This window comes from Flavobacterium acetivorans (assembly GCF_020911885.1).
GTDB classification, from domain to species: Bacteria; Bacteroidota; Bacteroidia; order Flavobacteriales; family Flavobacteriaceae; genus Flavobacterium; species Flavobacterium acetivorans.
Genome location: NZ_CP087132.1, coordinates 1,395,473 through 1,413,469, shown reverse-complemented (window position 1 = coordinate 1,413,469; position 17,997 = coordinate 1,395,473). Strand labels below are relative to the sequence as shown.

Genomic DNA, 17,997 nt, shown 5'->3' with positions numbered 1-17,997 from the left:
TAAGACTTGATTTAATAAGGAAGCTTTTATATTATTCTTTTACAAAAAACCAACCTCTCTTTTGAATAAAAAAAAGCCGCATCAATTTGCAGCCCTTTATTAATCTATCTGTAGAAATCGAATTTAGGCCTTAGAGCCACTGATATAGGAGTCCAAATGCGCAATGGTATTTTTCTGAACTTCGATTATCGCCATAACAACATCCCCAATGGAAATAATTCCCAAAACTAAATTTTCATCCATAACTGGTAAGTGACGGACTCTTCTTATGGTCATTAATTCCATACAATAATCTAGATTATCGGTCGGTTTTACGGTAATAACCTTTTCCTCCATAATCTCTTTCACTAGAGTATCTTTAGAAGCTTTGCCTTTTAGAACAATCTTACGAGCGTAATCTCTCTCAGACATGATCCCTTTTAGAATCCCATCTTCAATTACTAAAATAGCACCAATATTTTTCTCCCCCATTGTTTTAATGGCTTCATATACCGTAATTGTGGAAACAACAGAGTAGATCGCATTGCCTTTTCTGCTTAATATTTGATTTACAGTCATAACTAAAAGATTTAATTGACTCTAAAGTTAAAAAAAAAAGCACACAAAAGATATTTTATTAAGCTTGATAAAAACCTAAAGTCCAAAAAAAGGAAAAAAAATTAAATAAAAAAGAAGAGAAAAGCTATTGAGAAACCTTCGTTTATTTTAAAAAATCGATATTTCTTTTAATTCCTTGAAATTTTGTTCGCTTCAAAGGAGAGTTTTTAAAGACTGATTTAAAAGTTTCCTCGGTAATTTCCTCCCAATCTTTTTTAGACATCGAAAGTAATTCTGGATTTGGATCAAATAAAGGTTCCTTATGCGCTTTTGAGAATCGGTTCCAAGGACACACATCCTGACACACATCACAACCAAAAGCCCAATCAGCAAACTTTCCTTTCATTTCCTTAGGAATATTTTCTTTGAGTTCAATGGTAAAATAGGATATGCATTTGCTACCATCAACAACATAAGGAGCTACGATTGCCTGAGTAGGACAGGCATCAATACAAGCAGTACAGGTTCCACAATGATCCGTTGTGGCGTTATCATAATCTAAATCCAGATCGATAATCAGTTCAGCTATAAAATAAAAAGAACCTACTTTTTGAGTCAGCAGATTGCTGTTTTTCCCTATCCAACCCAAACCGCTTTTGGCTGCCCAAGCTTTATCGAGTACTGGAGCCGAGTCTACAAAAGCACGACCGGAAACCTCACCTATGGTTTCCTCAATTGAAAACAATAACTCTTTCAATTTATCCTTTATGACAAAATGATAATCCTGACCAAAAGCATATTTAGAAATCTTATAGGAATCCGGATTTTGTTTTTCTTCCGGATAATAATTCAACAATAGAGAAATGACGCTTTTGGCATCATCGACAAGCTTAGTAGGATCTAAACGTTTGTCAAAATGATTCTCCATATAGGTCATCTGTCCGTTCCTGTTCTTATTAAGCCAATCTTCCAGTCTAGGCGCTTCTTGCTCCAGAAATCCAGCCTTAGATATACCACAAGACAAAAATCCGAGGCGTTTGGCTTCGGATTTTATAAACTGCGTGTATTGAGATTTTAAATTAATGATTCCATATCCTAAATTAATAACTAAACGTTTTTGGCTCTGATAGCAACGGCATGCCAAGCCTTTTTTTGGCCTGGATATAGAGCATAGCAGAACACGAGCGAAGCGAACTGATGAAGTAAATCGTTCCTAAAACAATCCTCCTTGAATATTTGTATTTACTTTTCCTAAATGTTTATAAGCTTTATCCGTCACTTCTCTCCCTCTGGGGGTCCTCATAATAAATCCTTCTTGAATCAAGAAAGGCTCATAAACTTCTTCAATGGTTTCACTACTTTCAGAAACAGCAGTTGCTAAAGTTGATAAACCAACCGGGCCGCCTTTAAATTTATCAATAATAGTATTCAATATTTTATTATCCATTTCGTCAAGCCCGTGCGCATCAACATTCAATGCTTTTAGGGCATAACGAGCAATCTCAATATCAATGGTTCCGTTGCCTTTGATTTGGGCAAAATCACGAACGCGACGCAATAATGCATTAGCAATACGAGGTGTTCCCCTACTTCTGCCAGCAATCTCAATTGCAGCTTCCAAAGAAATAGGCATTTTTAAAATAGAAGCGCTACGTTCTACAATGGTAGTCAATAATTCAGTCGTATAATATTGTAATCTCGATGATATACCAAAACGGGCTCTCATGGGCGCTGTTAGCAACCCTGAACGTGTTGTAGCACCTATTAGAGTAAAAGGGTTAAGATTAATCTGTACTGTTCGTGCATTTGGCCCAGATTCAATCATAATATCAATCTTAAAATCTTCCATTGCTGAATACAAATATTCTTCAACAATAGGACTCAAACGGTGGATCTCATCAATAAACAAAACGTCTCTTTCTTCAAGATTTGTTAACAATCCCGCTAAATCACCCGGCTTATCAAGAACGGGACCTGAAGTTATTTTTATTCCAACTTCCAATTCGTTAGCTAGAATGTTGGCCAAAGTCGTTTTTCCCAAACCCGGAGGACCGTGAAAAAGGGTGTGATCTAGTGCTTCATTCCTCTGATTTGCAGCCTGAACAAAGACTTTTAAATTTTCTAATACCTGATCTTGACCCGCAAAATCATCAAATGACAATGGTCGCAATTTTTTTTCAAGATCAAATTCTTCCGAATTATAGCCTTTGGTTGTTGGATCTAAATTTTCATTCATAAAGCAAAGATAGAACAAAGTTACAAGTAAAAAAAAATGCCTCTCTGAATAGAAAGGCATTTTTTATATTTATAGAAACTAGTGATGTAAAACTTCTTCACCTGGTTTCATTGGTACATTTTGAGGAACAAAATCCTCTTCATGATTAGGATTACTATAGTCATATGGCCATCTATGAACTTCTGGAATTTCACCTGGCCAGTTTCCGTGTATGTGTTCAACCGGTGCAGTCCATTCAAGAGTGTTCGATTTCCAAGGATTCTGAACGGCTTTCTTACCGTAGAAAATACTAACAAAGAAATTATACAAGAAAACCAATTGGAATATACCTCCTATTAAAGCAAATGCTGTAATAAGTACGTTTACATTTTGCAAATCGTCAAACAATGGGAAATTTGTATTTGTGTAATAACGTCTTGGTAAACCTGCTAATCCGATAAAGTGCATTGGGAAAAATACTCCATAAGCACATATTGCAGATACCCAAAAGTGAACATAACCTAAGTTCTTATTCATCATTCTTCCATACAATCTAGGGAACCAGTGATAAACTCCGGCAAACATTCCATAAAGAGCAGAAATACCCATTACCAAGTGAAAGTGAGCAACTACGAAATAAGTATCGTGAACGTTAATATCCAAAGTACTATCTCCAAGAATAATTCCTGTTAAACCTCCAGTGATAAAAGTTGAAACCATTCCAATAGAGAATAACATTGCAGGGTTTAATTGCAAATTACCTTTCCATAAAGTTGTAATCCAGTTGAATGCTTTTACCGCTGACGGTATCGCAATTAATAAGGTTGTAAATGTAAATACAGAACCTAAAAACGGATTCATTCCTGAAATAAACATATGGTGTCCCCAAACAATTGTAGACAAGAAAGCAATTGCTAAAACAGACATAATCATCGCTCTGTAACCAAAAATTGGTTTACGAGCATTAGTAGCCATAACTTCAGATACAATTCCCATTGCCGGTAAAATTACGATATATACCTCTGGGTGACCTAAAAACCAAAATAAGTGTTCAAACAATACTGGAGAACCACCTTGGTAATGTAAAACTTCTCCAGCTATATAAATATCTGACAAGAAGAAAGAAGTACCAAAACTTCTATCAAAAATCAACAATAAAGCTGCTGATAATAATACCGGAAACGAAACTACACCAATTATTGCTGTAACAAAGAAAGTCCAAATTGTTAATGGCAATCTTGTCATTGACATTCCTTTTGTTCTAAGGTTGATTACAGTAACAATATAATTCAAAGAACCCATTAATGAAGAAGCAATGAAAATAGCCATAGATACTAACCAAAGTGTCATACCCATACCAGAACCAGGAATTGCTTGTGGCAATGCACTCAAAGGAGGATAAATTGTCCATCCTGAAGATGCAGGACCTGCTTCAACAAATAATGAACAAATCATAATAACGGCTGATAAAAAGAACAACCAATAAGAAACCATGTTCATGAATCCTGAAGCCATATCACGTGCTCCAATTTGAAGTGGAATAAGCAAATTACTAAAAGTTCCACTTAAACCGGCAGTCAAAACAAAGAACACCATAATGGTTCCGTGAATTGTAACCAAAGCTAAATAAATATCATTAGCCATAACACCCTCAGGAGCAAACTTATCTCCCAATAAGACATTAAAAATCTTAAAAGACTCTTCTGGCCATGCAATTTGCATCCTAAAAAGCAATGACATCAAAATCCCGATAACCCCCATAATAATACCTGTTATCAAGTACTGCTTGGAAATCATTTTATGATCTATACTAAAAATATATTTAGTAATAAAAGTTTCTTTATGATGATGTTCGTGTTCGTGATCCATTGCGTGATCGTGACCTTCTGCTGACATATATGTATACTTTAAATTTTCTTAATAATTTTATTTCATTGCTATTTTTGCAACAGCCGTGGTATCACCACCTTTTGTAGAATCGACTTGAATCTCTCCTTCAATAGCAGCTGGAGCCTTAGACTCTTTTACTTGTTGTACCAAAAGCGCTTGTTCCTTCAACCATTTCTTATAATCCTCAGGAGTATCAACGATTACTTTCATTTGCATATTGTAATGTGAAGCACCACATATTTTATTACAAAGCAACAAATAATCAAAAGTATAAGGATCTAAAGCATTTCCTCCTTTTGCAACAAGTTCAGTACTCTTCTTGGCTCTTAATGCATTTATATTAGCCACTTTTTCAATCATGTATGGCAATTCTCTGTACTCTGCTGTGGTATAGACCGGCAAAAACGCAAATTCAGTAACCATACCAGGAACACAGTTCATTTGTGCTCTAAAATGAGGAAAATAAGCAGAGTGTAATACATCCTGAGACCTCATTTTAAAATGAACCTTTTTACCTTTTGGGATATGCAATTCTGAAACCACAATATCATCTTGAGCATAAGGATCTGACATATCAACTCCAAGAGTGTTTACACCATCAATTAATCTCACATTTGCTTTTCCAAGAACATTATCTTCTCCTGCATATCTCGCAGTCCATTTAAATTGTTGTGCATATAATTCGATTACAACTGTATCCTCATCTTCATCAACAAACATGATATTAGTCCAAGCATAAAGTCCATAAAGGATTAAACCAGCTAAGACTACTGCCGGAATTACACTCCAAATTGCTTCTAATCTATTGTTATCAGCAAAAAACAATGCTTTTTGACCTTTTTTACCTTTATATTTAAAAGTAAAATAGTGTAATAAAACTTGTGTAATCGCCTGAACTATAAAAATCAAGACCCAAGTAATATTCATTAAGTTATCTACTTCTCCACCATGTTCAGAAGCAGGTGTATGTAGCACTAATGGCCCCCATTTTAACAACCCATAAATAGAAAATATATAAAGAAAGGCTAAAAAACCAAACATTAAATACCCCTGTACATTATTATCTTTATCTGTAGCTATTTCGGAAGTGTCCGTACCTGAACCTACCTGAGTAAGGTCAAATATTTTTGTCAATTGCCACAAGGCAACAGCCAATAAAACTAAAACTATAATTACCAACAAACTTGTCATCTGTTTATTTCTTTAAATATTAATAATGGAAATGTTTACTTTCTTCTATAAATGGATTTCTTTTTGGCAACAAAGGAGCTTTAGTTAATGCAGTAAATACGGCATAGATAAATAATCCAAGGAAGAAAAGAACGGATGCAATTTCAGACACACCAATAAACCATCTGTCCCCTACTGTTCCAGGCATGATCATATTGAAAAAATCAATATAATGTCCTGCTAATATTACAACACCAGCCATAACTATAACCCAAGAGATTCTTTTGAAATCTGTATTTATTAATATCAACAATGGGAAAACAAAATTCATAACTATAGCGCCAAAGAAAGGCAAATTATACAGCTCGATTCTAGTAACATAATAAGTCACCTCTTCAGGAATATTTGCATACCAAATCAACATGAATTGCGAGAACCATAAATAAGTCCAAAACACGCTAATTCCAAACATGAACTTAGCTAAATCATGAATATGACTTGTATTAACATATTCTAAATATCCTTTTGATTTCAAGTATAATGTAACCATAGCAATCATTGTAATACCGCTTACAAAGAAACTAGCGAATACATACCATCCGAATAATGTACTAAACCAGTGTGGATCAATTGACATAATCCAGTCCCAAGACATAATTGATTCAGAAACAATGAAGAAAACTAAAAATCCTGCAGAGATATTGAAATTCTTTTTGTAAAAGGAATTATCATTAGACTCATCTTGAGCAAGACAATTTTTTCTAGTATAATAATTATACAAATTCCAACCTATAAGGAATATTGCAGCTCTCACTATCCAAAATGGGAAATTTAAATAACCCGCTTTATTTGCAATAAGCGCATCATGAGCCACTACTTCAGGATCTAACCAAATAAATAAGTGATTGAAATGAAGACCACATAAAACCAATATGATAAAGAAAATAACAGAACCATAAGGCAAATAAGCCGTAATTCCCTGCATTACTCTAAACAAAACTGGAGACCAACCCGCTTGAGCGACTTGCTGAATAGCGTAAAATGCTAAAACCCCCATAGAAAGAAGCAAAAAGAAAATACAAGCAACATATAAAGCCGCCCAAGGCTTGTTTTGTAATTGATGCAAAACATGAGTTAAATGTTCTTCATGTTCAGCTGCAACTTTAGCTTCATCAACTTTGTTATGAACTCCGTGAGCATCTTCAGAGGATTGAGTATCTTGATGAGCTACTGCTCCGTGACCACCATGATTCTCTACAGCTAGGAGAGTTTCAACCTCGTGAATATCTTTGGGTGCATTGAAAAAACCATAACCTATTCCTAATATACCAACGGCCATTAAGATGAAAGAAAAAGTTTTTAATTTATTTGAAAATGTATACATATCTATTACGATCAGTTAGTTCAACAATTATAATTGGCTTTTAAGTTTAAGAACATAGTCAGCAACCAACCAACGTTCATGTTTACTTAATTGATTTGCATGAGAACCCATTGCATTTAAACCATAAGTTTCAACATGAAAAATACTTCCTTCGGTAATTTCCCTGTCCTTATAGCTAGGAACTCCTAAGAATTTTTCTCTTTCCACTAATTTCCCTTTACCATCACCAGTTGCACCATGACAACTGATACAATAAATATCATAAAGTGCTTTTCCTTTATCAGAGCTTCTGTCCAATGAATCTAAAGGTGATTTAAGATTCGCTTTGGCTAGTTCGTAACCTGCAGTCGAATTCTCATAATCATAAGTTTCAAAACCTCTATTAATAGTACCATCAACAGGTAATTGTCCTTCTTTTCCGTTTTTGAATGCAGCTGACTCAGAATAGGTTTCATAACCTACAGATTCGTACATATTTGGAAAATACTGATAATTTGGCGCTTTTTTATTATGACAAGATGCCACTAAAATAGTGATGCCAAATAAAAGTGTTATTTTATATACCCTTTTCATATCTAAATTAATTCTTTTCTATTACTTTAACTTCTACAGCTCCTGTATTTTTGAAAAAAGAAACTAATTCCTCTTCATTATCATTAATGGAAACTTCCATCAAGAAGTGATCATCTGTAGTTCTAACATCAGGATTTTCAGCCTGTTTAAAAGGCCACAATTTACTTCTCATATAGAAAGTAATAACCATTAAATGTGCTGCAAAGAAAACTGTCATTTCAAACATAATAGGCACAAAAGCAGGCATATTTTGAATATAACTAAAACTAGGCTTCCCACCGATATCCTGAGGCCAATCTTGAATCATAATATAATTCATCATTGCCGTTGCAACAGTGATACCCACACATCCATACAGAAAAGCACAAATCGCTAATCTTGTAGGTGCTAATCCCATAGCCTTATCTAGACCGTGCACTGGGAATGGTGAAAAAACTTCCTCAATATGATGATGAGCTGCTCTGGTTTTTTTAACCGCATCCATCAATATATCATCGTCATTATAAATGGCGTAAATAACTTTATTACTACTCATGGTGTGAATCTTTTTTTACTTCTCTTTCTCTAATGTAATTATCTCCAGTTGCTTTCAATATTGTTTTTACCTCTGCCTGAGCAATCACTGGGAATGTTCTAGAATAAAGTAAAAATAATACAAAGAAGAAACCAATTGTTCCAATGAAAATTCCAATATCAACAAAAGTAGGAGAGAACATTGTCCAAGAAGACGGTAAATAATCTCTATGCAAAGATGTAACAATAATTACAAATCTCTCAAACCACATTCCTATGTTTACAACAATAGAAATGATAAAAGAAAACATAATACTTGTTCTTAATTTCTTAAACCACATGAACTGAGGAGAAAACACATTACAAGTCATCATTGACCAGTAAGCCCACCAGTAAGGTCCTGTTGCTCTATTCAAGAAAGCATACTGCTCATACTCTACTCCAGAATACCAAGCAATAAATAACTCAGTAATATAAGCAACCCCAACTATCGAACCCGTAATCATAATTACGATATTCATCAATTCGATATGCTGTATTGTAATATAAGCCTCAAGGTTAGACACTTTTCTCATAACAATAAGCAAGGTATTTACCATCGCAAATCCTGAGAAAACCGCACCAGCCACGAAATAAGGAGGGAAAATTGTAGTATGCCATCCCGGAATTACCGAAGTAGCAAAGTCCATCGATACAATAGTATGTACCGAAAGTACAAGTGGAGTAGCCAAACCTGCAAGAACCAAAGAAACCTCTTCAAAACGTTGCCAATCTTTAGCTCTACCGCTCCATCCAAAACTCAATATAGAATATACTCTTTTATTAAAAGGGGTTATAGCTCTATCTCTAAGCATTGCAAAGTCAGGTAACAAACCAGTCCACCAGAAAACTAATGATACTGATAGGTAAGTAGAGATCGCGAATACGTCCCAAAGCAATGGAGAGTTAAAGTTTACCCATAAAGATCCAAATTGATTTGGAATAGGCAATACCCAATAAGCTAACCAAGGACGTCCCATGTGAATAATTGGAAACAAACCAGCTTGGATAACTGAGAAAATTGTCATTGCTTCCGCAGAACGGTTAATCGCCATTCTCCATCTTTGACGAAACAATAATAATACAGCAGAAATTAAAGTTCCTGCGTGACCAATACCAACCCACCAAACGAAGTTCGTGATATCCCAGGCCCATCCAACAGTTTTATTTAATCCCCAAGTTCCTATACCTGTAGATACGGTGTAGATGATGCAACCCAACCCCCAAAGGAAGGCAATTAATGCGATTGTAAATACAATCCACCAATGTTTGTTGGCTTTTCCTTCAACAGGCGCAGCGACATCTACTGTTACGTCGTGATATGATCTATCACCTATAACTAAAGGCTTTCTAATACTAGAGTCGTATATATGAGACATATTCCTTTATATTGATTTTTAATTTATTTCTAAGTGTTTCTAACTTTAACGTGATAAATCACATTTGGTTTTGTTCCTACATGCTCTAACAAGTGATACATCCTATCATCTGCAGCTAATTTAGCAACTTGACTTTCAGTATCATTAACATCTCCAAAAACCATTGCCCCAGTAGAACAAGCATTTGAACAAGCCGTTTGGAATTCCCCATCAACAATAGCTCTTCCTTCTCTTTTTGCTTTCAAGATAGTTGCTTGTGTCATTTGAATACACATAGAACATTTCTCCATTACACCACGAGAACGAACATTCACATCAGGATTCAATACCATACGCCCTAAATCATCATTCATATGATAATCAAATTCACTGTTTTTGTTATACAAGAACCAGTTAAAACGACGTACTTTATAAGGACAGTTGTTTGCACAGTAACGAGTACCCACACATCTGTTATAAGCCATCTGATTTTGACCTTGACGACCATGAGAAGTTGCCGCAACCGGACAAACAGTTTCACAAGGTGCGTGATTACAATGCTGACACATTACAGGCTGGAAAGAAACTTGAGGATTATCTCCTGCTTTCTCCATTTCATTAAATGTAGACAAAGAACTTGACAAACCAGCAATATTTTCTTTTCTTTCATTATCCCCTTCAAAAGTACTTTCAGAAGAGTAGTATCTGTCGATACGCAACCAGTGCATATCACGACTTCTTCTTACCTCTGATTTACCTACTACAGGAACATTATTTTCAGCATGACAAGCGATAACACAAGCACCACAGCCAGTACAAGCATTCAAATCTATCGATAGATTAAAGTGATGACCAACAGAACGATCAAATGAATCCCATAAATCTACTGTTGTAGCCTCAACCTCTTGATGATTTAAAGACACCATTGGCACTTTGTTCCAAATTTTAGCATCCTTAGTATTAAAGATTTCCAAAGATGTTTCTTTGATAATATCTCCTCTACCCATCAATGTCTTTTGACCTTGAACACAAGCAAATTCGTGTACACCGTCAGCTTTTACCAATGTAACTGATTGTACATCATTAAAACCTTTATATAAAGAGTAAGCATTTACACCTACTTGCATTTCTTCTTTTAAAGCCGCTTTGCGACCATAACCTAATGCCAATCCAATAGTACCAACCGCTTGACCTGGCTGAACAATTACAGGTACACTTTCAAGTTTTACTCCACCTGCCATAGCAATTGTAGCATAACTTCCGTCTAAACCACCATTAGCAACAATTTCATTAGAAAGACCCAATTTCTTAGCATCTTCATTAGAAACAGTAACATAGTTATCCCATGAAACTCTTGTGATAGGATCCGGAAATTCTTGCAACCAAGGGTTATTAGCTTGCTGACCATCTCCCATTCCTGTTTTAGTATACAATACTAATTCAAAATCACTAGAAGCTTTTGATTTCGCCAATTCAGCAGCAGCAGCTGCATAATCTGCAGAACCTGACAATGCAGAAGAAGCTCCTACAAAAACACCATCATGTAAAACGCTGTTCCAAGTACTACCTGAAATAAACGAAGCCGAATTTGCTTTAACATAATCGTAAAAAGTTCCAGTCAAACCATTCAAAGACATCAAAACATCTTGAAATTGTTTTGTATCAAACAACGGACGAATTACTGGTTGAGTCAAACTGTAAGTACCTTTAGTTAGGCTTAAATCCCCCCAAGATTCTAAATAATGAGGAACCGCAGCTGCAACAGTACTAACCAAAGCTGTTTCATCTTCTTTTATCGAAAAAGCCACTGATGTTTGAACTTTTTTAAGTCCACCCACAAATGACGCTGAATCCGCTAAAGTATAAACAGGATTAACACCACTCATTATCAAAGTATGAACACTACCCGCATTCATGTCTTTCAATAATTGAGCTACTTTCTCATTAGATCCTTTACGTATTTGTCTAGTACCTGAGGTCACAAAAGCCTCACTAGCCAAAACTTGATTGATTGCTAAAACTAATAATTGAGCATTTTTATCCTGAATCCCAGAAACCAAAACCCCTTTAGAACCAGCAGCTTTTAATTGTTGACCTGCCTTTGTAACTTCTGATTTAAACTTAGCATCTAAACTCACAGCAACAGAAGAACCAGTAACAATATTATAAATATGTACTAACGCTTGTTTTTGATTCGCAACAGACATAGGCAAACGCTTATCAGCAGCAGCACCAGACAAAGTCATATTTGCTTCTAACTGAAAATGACGCGACATTTTTCCGTTTTTCGGAATCCTACCTTGTGCATAAGATGTATCATATCCTCCACCTTGCCAATCTCCCAAGAAATCTGCACCTACAGAAACTATAAGTGAAGCTTTTGAAAAATCATAATCCACTAAAGCTCTTTCACCGTAAACCGTTTCGAAAGCATCTAAAGCTTCTGACGAAGAAACCGCATCATAAACCACATGCTTAGCAGTTGGATTACTTGCAATAAATTCACCTATTAATTTTTCAGTCGATGGACTCGCCAAAGTATTGGTTAACAATACTACTTGACCTCCTTTAGCTTTAGCATCTGCAAGACTAGCCTTAATTTTTGTATCTACAGCAGCCCAAGTCGCAGATTTACCCTCAATTTTAGGCTCCTTCAAACGCATATTGTCATACAATGACAATATTGAAGCATGAACCCTAGCATTTGCAGTAAACTTTGCTCCAGAAATAGTGTTATTATCTACTTTAATAGGACGCCCCTCACGTGTTTTAACAAGTAGATTTGCAAAATCAAAACCATCAAAAACAGAAGTCGCATAATAATCTGCAACCCCAGGAATGATTTGTTCTGGTTGTAATACATAAGGAATCGACTTGTGCACCGGCCCTTCGCACGCTACAAGCGTAGCTGCAGCAGTACTAAAACCAACGTACTTTAAAAAATCACGACGTGATGTTGAAGACGATGACATAGCGTCATTATTTCCTAAAAACTCATCAGTAGGAATTGCCTCAACAAATTCGTTATTTCTAAGCGCCTCAACAATAGAACCATTTTCTAGCTCCTCAACACTTTTCCAGTATTTTTTGTTTGATGACATTGTATATAAATATTAGAATCTTAATTATTTTTATTTGTTCAATTGCAATTTAAGAAATCAGTCATAATTAACCGACTAAGTAAATCTTAGTAATGACACTTACCACATTCTAAACCTCCCATTTGCGCTGCAGTCAATTTCTCTACACCGTATTTTTTTGAAAGTTCAGCATGAATCTTAGCGTAATACTCATTACCTTCCATTTTAACATCCGTTTTTCTATGACAATCAATACACCAACCCATTGTTAAAGGAGCAAATTGTTTTTGCACTTCGTATGTTTCAACCGGCCCGTGACAAGTCTGACATTCAAGACCAGCAACTGTTACGTGTTGAGAGTGATTAAAATAAACAAAATCAGGTAAATTATGAATACGAACCCATTTCACAGGCTCCGTTTTTCCAGTGTAAGCTTGAGTTGATTTATCCCAACCCACCGCGGTATACAACTTCTGAATTTGCTCATCATAAAAAGCTTTACTGTATTCCGGAGTAGCAGTAGTTTCAGCTACTTCAGCAATATTCTTATGACAGTTCATACAAACATTTAAAGAAGGAATACCGGCATTTTTACTAACTCTAGCTGCAGAATGGCAATACTTACAATTAATTTCATTATCACCTGCGTGAATCTTATGAGAAAAATGTATTGGCTGAATAGGAGCATAATCCTGATCCACACCCACTTGCATCAAATAACCATACACAAAATAACCACTTGCCAATAACAAAAACACTGAAGCAACCAATACTAAAAATTGATTTCTAACAAATGCTTTCCAAATTGATTGTCTTGGCTCATTTGGAGACACCTCTATACCATTAGCTTTTGCCACTTTAGTCAAAACATTGCTCACCAAGAACAACATCACAACCAACATTAGCATTACAAGTGCAAGAGCGCCTAAAATTAAATTATTAGACAAACCACTTTCCTGACTAGCTGTACCAGCAGCAGCACCAGGCAATGGAGCCGGAGCTTCAGCCTTAACTTCTGAAGTATAAGCTATAATATTATCAATATCACCGTCTGACAACTGAGGAAAAGCAGTCATCGCAACTTTATTATTCTCTTCAAATACTTTTACAGCAGCTGCATCACCTGATTTAATCAAATCAGCACTATTACGAATCCACTTGTAAAGCCATTGCATATCATGCTTTGCAATAATACCTCTAAGGGCAGGACCCGTAGATTTACCGTCAAGTTTATGACAAGCTGCACAATTAGAATTAAAAAGCTCTTTACCCTTTATCGGGTCACCCCCTTGAGTAGCTACTGGAACTTCTGTTGCGGCCGCTGGCGCAGCATCTTGAGCAAATGAAGTTAAGGAAAAAGCCAGCGATAAAGCTAAGCTAAAAAACAATTTCCTCGAGATCGAATTATGGTTACCCACCTTTTTCATATTATATAATGATTATCTAATAAAAATTGGCACAATATTTTCTATAATGAAATACATAAAATACGGTTCCTTTATTATAAACTTCGACAAAAATACGACTTAAGAACTATTCTCAAAACCTTAAAATAGCCTTAATTCCAATTTATACTTATTCTAAATAATAAATCTGAATACTATTTATACATTAAATACTATTTTTGCACAAAAACAATCACGTTATGAGAATTTTAAGACTTGGAAAACTATTTTTTTATTCATTTACACTTTGTATTTCATCGAGCTACATCATGGCTCAAGACCGAAATATTAACATAAAACAAGATGCTAAGTTTGAACAATTACTAAATGAAAAGCGAAAAATCAATGCTTCGAACTCTGTAAATGAATCTTATAAGATTCAAATATTTAGCGGGAACAGTGAAACAGCTAAAAAAAAGCTTAAAGAATGCCAACAAGACTTCCAAAATCTTGATGGAACTATCGTTTTCAACACACCAAACTATAAAGTTTGGATTGGAAATTTTAAAACTAAAATAGAAGCCGAACGTCACTTGATTGACGTAAAGAAAAAATATCTAAATGCGTTTTTAATCAAACCTCAAAAATAAGGTTTTAGCCAACTATTAAACGAAGAAACCATTCAGCTAGCTGAATGGTTTCTTCGTTTAATACAACTTAGCCTCAAGCTTAAATCAACAATTCAAACATCTATTTAAAAACACAATAACAACTACGATTGTTTCTATTTTCATCGACATACCACTAAAACATCTTTTTCTTTATTCATCTCAAAAAAAACGACAATTTAAACCTATAAATATCGTATCTATAATAGCAAATACGACAAAAAAAATCCCGACGAATCGGGATTTTTTAATTTAATATATCGAAATTTTATTTCAATTTTTTCTTGATAGCCACTTCATGATAAGCTTCAATAACATCTCTTTCTTCGATATCGTTGAAGTTTTTAATTTGAATACCGCAATCGTATCCTTTTGCAACTTCTTTCACATCGTCTTTGAAACGTTTCAGAGCCAATAACTCACCTTCATGAACTACAACACCATCTCTGATAATTCTAATCTTAGCATTTCTGGCAATTTTACCGTCCATAACCATACATCCTGCAATTGAACCCACTTTAGAGATTTTAAATATCTCTCTGATTTCGGCAGTTCCAAGAACTTCCTCTTTCATCTCAGGAGCAAGCATTCCTTCCATCGCATCTTTCAAGTCATCAATTGCTGCGTAGATAATTGAGTAGTAACGGATATCGATCTCTTCTTTATCGGCAAGTTGTCTTGCATTTCCAGCAGGACGAACATTAAATCCGATAATAATTGCATCAGAAGCAGAGGCCAACATAACATCTGTCTCGGTAATTGCCCCAACCCCTTTATGAATAATATTAATTTGAATCTCTTCAGTCGACAATTTAGAGAACGAATCAGATAAGGCTTCTACAGAACCATCAACGTCTCCTTTAAGAATTACATTCAATTCTTTAAATTGACCCAATGCAATTCTACGTCCAATTTCATCCAATGTGATATGTCTTTGCGTACGTACCGATTGCTCACGCATTAATTGAGAACGTTTAGCAGCAATTTGTTTTGCTTCTTTTTCGTCTTCAAAAATATTGAACTTATCTCCAGCAGTTGCTGCTCCATCCAAACCTAAAACAGAAACTGGAGTCGAAGGCCCTGCCTGAGTAACAATATTTCCTCTTTCATCATGCATGGCTTTAACCTTACCATGATGCTTACCAGCTAACATATAATCACCCACTTTAAGCGTACCATGTTGCACCAAGATAGTCGAAACATATCCTTTTCCTTTATCCAAAAAGGCCTCAACAACAGTACCTTGAGCCGCTTTATTAGGATTCGCTTTTAAGTCTAACACTTCAGCTTCTAACAACACTTTTTCTAATAATTCCTTAACACCTGTTCCTATTTTTGCAGAGATATCTTGTGATTGGTATTTTCCTCCCCAGTCCTCAACAAGTAAATTCATACCTGCTAATTTCTCTTTAATTTTTTCTGGATTAGCATTTGGCTTATCCACTTTATTGATTGCAAATATAATAGGAACTCCAGCAGCTTGCGCATGACTGATTGCTTCTTTAGTTTGCGGCATGATATCATCATCCGCAGCAATTACAATAATTGCAATATCTGTAACTTGAGCACCACGTGCACGCATCGCGGTAAACGCCTCGTGACCTGGTGTATCAAGGAATGCTATTTTTTGTCCATTATCCAAAGTTACTCCATAAGCACCGATGTGTTGCGTAATTCCACCCGACTCACCTGCAATAACATTTTCTTTACGAATATAATCCAGTAAAGATGTTTTACCGTGATCCACGTGACCCATTACAGTAACAATAGGCGCTCTAAAAACCAAGTCTTCTTCTTTATCTTCAACTACCTGAATTGCTTCTTCAATATCAACAGTAATAAACTCAACTTCGTAACCAAATTCATCCGCTACAATCGTTAATGTTTCCGCATCAAGACGCTGATTTTGGGTAACCATAATTCCAAGAGACATACATGTTCCAATTACTTTTGTAATTGGTACATCCATCATTATAGCAATTTCACCAACAGTAACGAACTCAGTAACCTTAATAGTTTTACTTCCTTCTTCTATCGCTCTTTGCTCTTCATCCGATTTCTGACGGTGTGTATCTCTTTTATCTCTTCTGTATTTTGCCGCTTTAGATTTTCCTCCTTTTTTACCTTGAAGCTTCTCTAAAGTCTCACGAATTTGATTTTTAACTTCTTCTTCTGTAGGCTCTACTTTAGCTACAATTGCAGGTCTGTTTCCTTTTACGAAACCAGGTCTAGAACTTCTGTTAGCATTAAAACCGCCACCACCAGTATTTGGCGTAATCTTATTAGGATTTGGTACTCCAGGAACCCCAGGAGGTCTAGGTGTTGTGCCCGGTTTAGGAGCAATCCTTTTACGCTTGTTCTTATTTGCAGCTCCAGCAGCACCAGGCGCACCCGGTTTGTTTGGAGTAATTTTAGGCTCTTCTTTCTTCTTTTTTGGCTTGTTAAACTGAGACAAATCAATAGTTTGCCCTGTCAATTTAGCACCTGATAATTTTTGATATTGAGTAGCAATTGCTTCTTCAACTGGAGCTTCATCCGTTTTTGGAACTGCTTTTGTTTCCGGAACAACTACTTTTGGTTCTTTAGCAACAACCTCTTTCTGAACCTCTTTTACAGGCTCTTTTATCTCAACAACAGGTTTTATCTCTTTTACGTCTGAAACAGGTTTTTCAGGAGCAGCTTGTTCTTTTTGAGCCGGTTTTTCAGCGACAATCTCAGTTTTTGGAACTTCAATATTTTCAGCGACTACTTTCGGAGCTGGTGTAACAACTGCTTTTTTTAGATTAAGATCAATTTTCCCCACTTGAACAGGACCCGTTACAACCGCTTTTGCTTTTATAACTTCTTGTTGCTGTTTTAGTCGCTCTTCATCCAGCTTGCGTTTATCCTCAATCTCTTTCTCTCTCTCAACACGCAAAGCTTCTTTTTCTTTTCTCTTCTCTTCGCCTACTTCTTTTGAAGCCTCTTTTTTCCCTCTGTCACCTGCAAACTGACCGCACAAGACATTGTATACATCATCAGAAATTTTTGTGTTTGGATTTGCTTCAATAGCAATTCCCTTATCTTTCAGATAGTCCACAGCTCTTTCTAAAGAAATATTCAATTCCCTTAAAACTTTGTTTATTCTAATAATTCTCTCTTCAGACATAAAACCTTTTTATTATTACCTTTTTTGTTATTCCTCA

Annotated in this window: 13 protein-coding genes; 1 reads left to right on the top strand and 12 read right to left on the bottom strand. The window is 35.6% G+C overall.

Annotation, left to right across the window (positions count from 1 at the left end):
* Window positions 1-123: 123 nt before the first annotated feature.
* The 11 genes from LNP19_RS06220 to LNP19_RS06170 form a co-directional block, all read right to left on the bottom strand.
* A complete protein-coding gene (locus LNP19_RS06220; protein WP_230063918.1) occupies window positions 124-558 on the bottom strand; it encodes a CBS domain-containing protein in 435 nt (144 codons plus the stop codon).
* Between the two features lie 142 nt (window positions 559-700).
* The gene (gene queG, locus LNP19_RS06215) at window positions 701-1,624 is read right to left on the bottom strand and encodes a tRNA epoxyqueuosine(34) reductase QueG (protein ID WP_230064217.1); all 924 of its coding nucleotides are present in this window, start codon (window positions 1,622-1,624) and stop codon (window positions 701-703) included.
* A gap of 126 nt (window positions 1,625-1,750) precedes the next feature.
* Window positions 1,751-2,773 (bottom strand): Holliday junction branch migration DNA helicase RuvB, encoded by a 1,023-nt coding sequence (gene ruvB / locus LNP19_RS06210; RefSeq protein WP_230063917.1) that lies wholly within the window; start codon window positions 2,771-2,773, stop codon window positions 1,751-1,753.
* 78 nt (window positions 2,774-2,851) lie between these two features.
* On the bottom strand, window positions 2,852-4,648 hold the full coding sequence (locus tag LNP19_RS06205) for a cytochrome c oxidase subunit I (RefSeq protein ID WP_230063916.1): 1,797 nt from the start codon (window positions 4,646-4,648) through the stop codon (window positions 2,852-2,854).
* A 30-nt stretch (window positions 4,649-4,678) separates the two neighbouring features.
* On the bottom strand, window positions 4,679-5,833 hold the full coding sequence (locus LNP19_RS06200; RefSeq protein ID WP_230063915.1) for a cytochrome c oxidase subunit II: 1,155 nt from the start codon (window positions 5,831-5,833) through the stop codon (window positions 4,679-4,681).
* Between the two features lie 19 nt (window positions 5,834-5,852).
* A complete protein-coding gene (locus tag LNP19_RS06195) occupies window positions 5,853-7,196 on the bottom strand; it encodes a quinol:cytochrome C oxidoreductase (RefSeq protein ID WP_230063914.1) in 1,344 nt (447 codons plus the stop codon).
* 27 nt (window positions 7,197-7,223) lie between these two features.
* Window positions 7,224-7,769: a c-type cytochrome gene (locus LNP19_RS06190; RefSeq protein WP_230063913.1), complete on the bottom strand. Its 546-nt coding sequence runs from the start codon at window positions 7,767-7,769 to the stop codon at window positions 7,224-7,226.
* A gap of 7 nt (window positions 7,770-7,776) precedes the next feature.
* Complete coding sequence (locus LNP19_RS06185) at window positions 7,777-8,304, bottom strand: DUF3341 domain-containing protein (RefSeq protein ID WP_072942279.1); 528 nt, start codon at window positions 8,302-8,304, stop codon at window positions 7,777-7,779.
* On the bottom strand, window positions 8,297-9,700 hold the full coding sequence (nrfD, locus tag LNP19_RS06180) for an NrfD/PsrC family molybdoenzyme membrane anchor subunit (protein WP_230063912.1): 1,404 nt from the start codon (window positions 9,698-9,700) through the stop codon (window positions 8,297-8,299). The genes LNP19_RS06185 and nrfD overlap by 8 nt, the downstream gene beginning before the upstream one ends.
* A 29-nt stretch (window positions 9,701-9,729) precedes the next feature.
* Window positions 9,730-12,780, bottom strand: coding sequence for a TAT-variant-translocated molybdopterin oxidoreductase (locus tag LNP19_RS06175; RefSeq protein ID WP_230063911.1), 3,051 nt, complete (start codon window positions 12,778-12,780; stop codon window positions 9,730-9,732).
* An 86-nt stretch (window positions 12,781-12,866) separates the two neighbouring features.
* Entirely contained in the window at window positions 12,867-14,186 is a 1,320-nt protein-coding gene (locus tag LNP19_RS06170) for a cytochrome c3 family protein (protein WP_230063910.1), read from the bottom strand.
* 218 nt (window positions 14,187-14,404) lie between these two features.
* Here LNP19_RS06170 and LNP19_RS06165 point away from each other — a divergent pair, with 218 nt between their 5' ends.
* Window positions 14,405-14,794 carry an SPOR domain-containing protein gene (locus tag LNP19_RS06165; RefSeq protein ID WP_230063909.1) on the top strand — a complete coding sequence of 130 codons (390 nt, stop codon included), beginning with the start codon at window positions 14,405-14,407 and terminating at the stop codon, window positions 14,792-14,794.
* Between the two features lie 286 nt (window positions 14,795-15,080).
* On the opposite strand, the gene infB is transcribed toward LNP19_RS06165, so the two are convergent.
* On the bottom strand, window positions 15,081-17,960 hold the full coding sequence (gene infB / locus LNP19_RS06160) for a translation initiation factor IF-2 (RefSeq protein ID WP_230063908.1): 2,880 nt from the start codon (window positions 17,958-17,960) through the stop codon (window positions 15,081-15,083).
* Window positions 17,961-17,997: the final 37 nt, after the last annotated feature.

Coding starts and splice junctions, on each gene's coding strand:
- nrfD (WP_230063912.1), bottom strand. CDS start 9,700: ATGTCTCATATATACGACTCTAGTATTAGAAAGCCTTTAGTTATAGGT.
- LNP19_RS06175 (WP_230063911.1), bottom strand. CDS start 12,780: ATGTCATCAAACAAAAAATACTGGAAAAGTGTTGAGGAGCTAGAAAAT.
- LNP19_RS06170 (WP_230063910.1), bottom strand. CDS start 14,186: ATGAAAAAGGTGGGTAACCATAATTCGATCTCGAGGAAATTGTTTTTT.
- ruvB (WP_230063917.1), bottom strand. CDS start 2,773: ATGAATGAAAATTTAGATCCAACAACCAAAGGCTATAATTCGGAAGAA.
- LNP19_RS06185 (WP_072942279.1), bottom strand. CDS start 8,304: ATGAGTAGTAATAAAGTTATTTACGCCATTTATAATGACGATGATATA.
- LNP19_RS06205 (WP_230063916.1), bottom strand. CDS start 4,648: ATGTCAGCAGAAGGTCACGATCACGCAATGGATCACGAACACGAACAT.
- LNP19_RS06165 (WP_230063909.1), top strand. CDS start 14,405: ATGAGAATTTTAAGACTTGGAAAACTATTTTTTTATTCATTTACACTT.
- LNP19_RS06190 (WP_230063913.1), bottom strand. CDS start 7,769: ATGAAAAGGGTATATAAAATAACACTTTTATTTGGCATCACTATTTTA.
- LNP19_RS06220 (WP_230063918.1), bottom strand. CDS start 558: ATGACTGTAAATCAAATATTAAGCAGAAAAGGCAATGCGATCTACTCT.
- LNP19_RS06195 (WP_230063914.1), bottom strand. CDS start 7,196: ATGTATACATTTTCAAATAAATTAAAAACTTTTTCTTTCATCTTAATG.
- LNP19_RS06200 (WP_230063915.1), bottom strand. CDS start 5,833: ATGACAAGTTTGTTGGTAATTATAGTTTTAGTTTTATTGGCTGTTGCC.
- infB (WP_230063908.1), bottom strand. CDS start 17,960: ATGTCTGAAGAGAGAATTATTAGAATAAACAAAGTTTTAAGGGAATTG.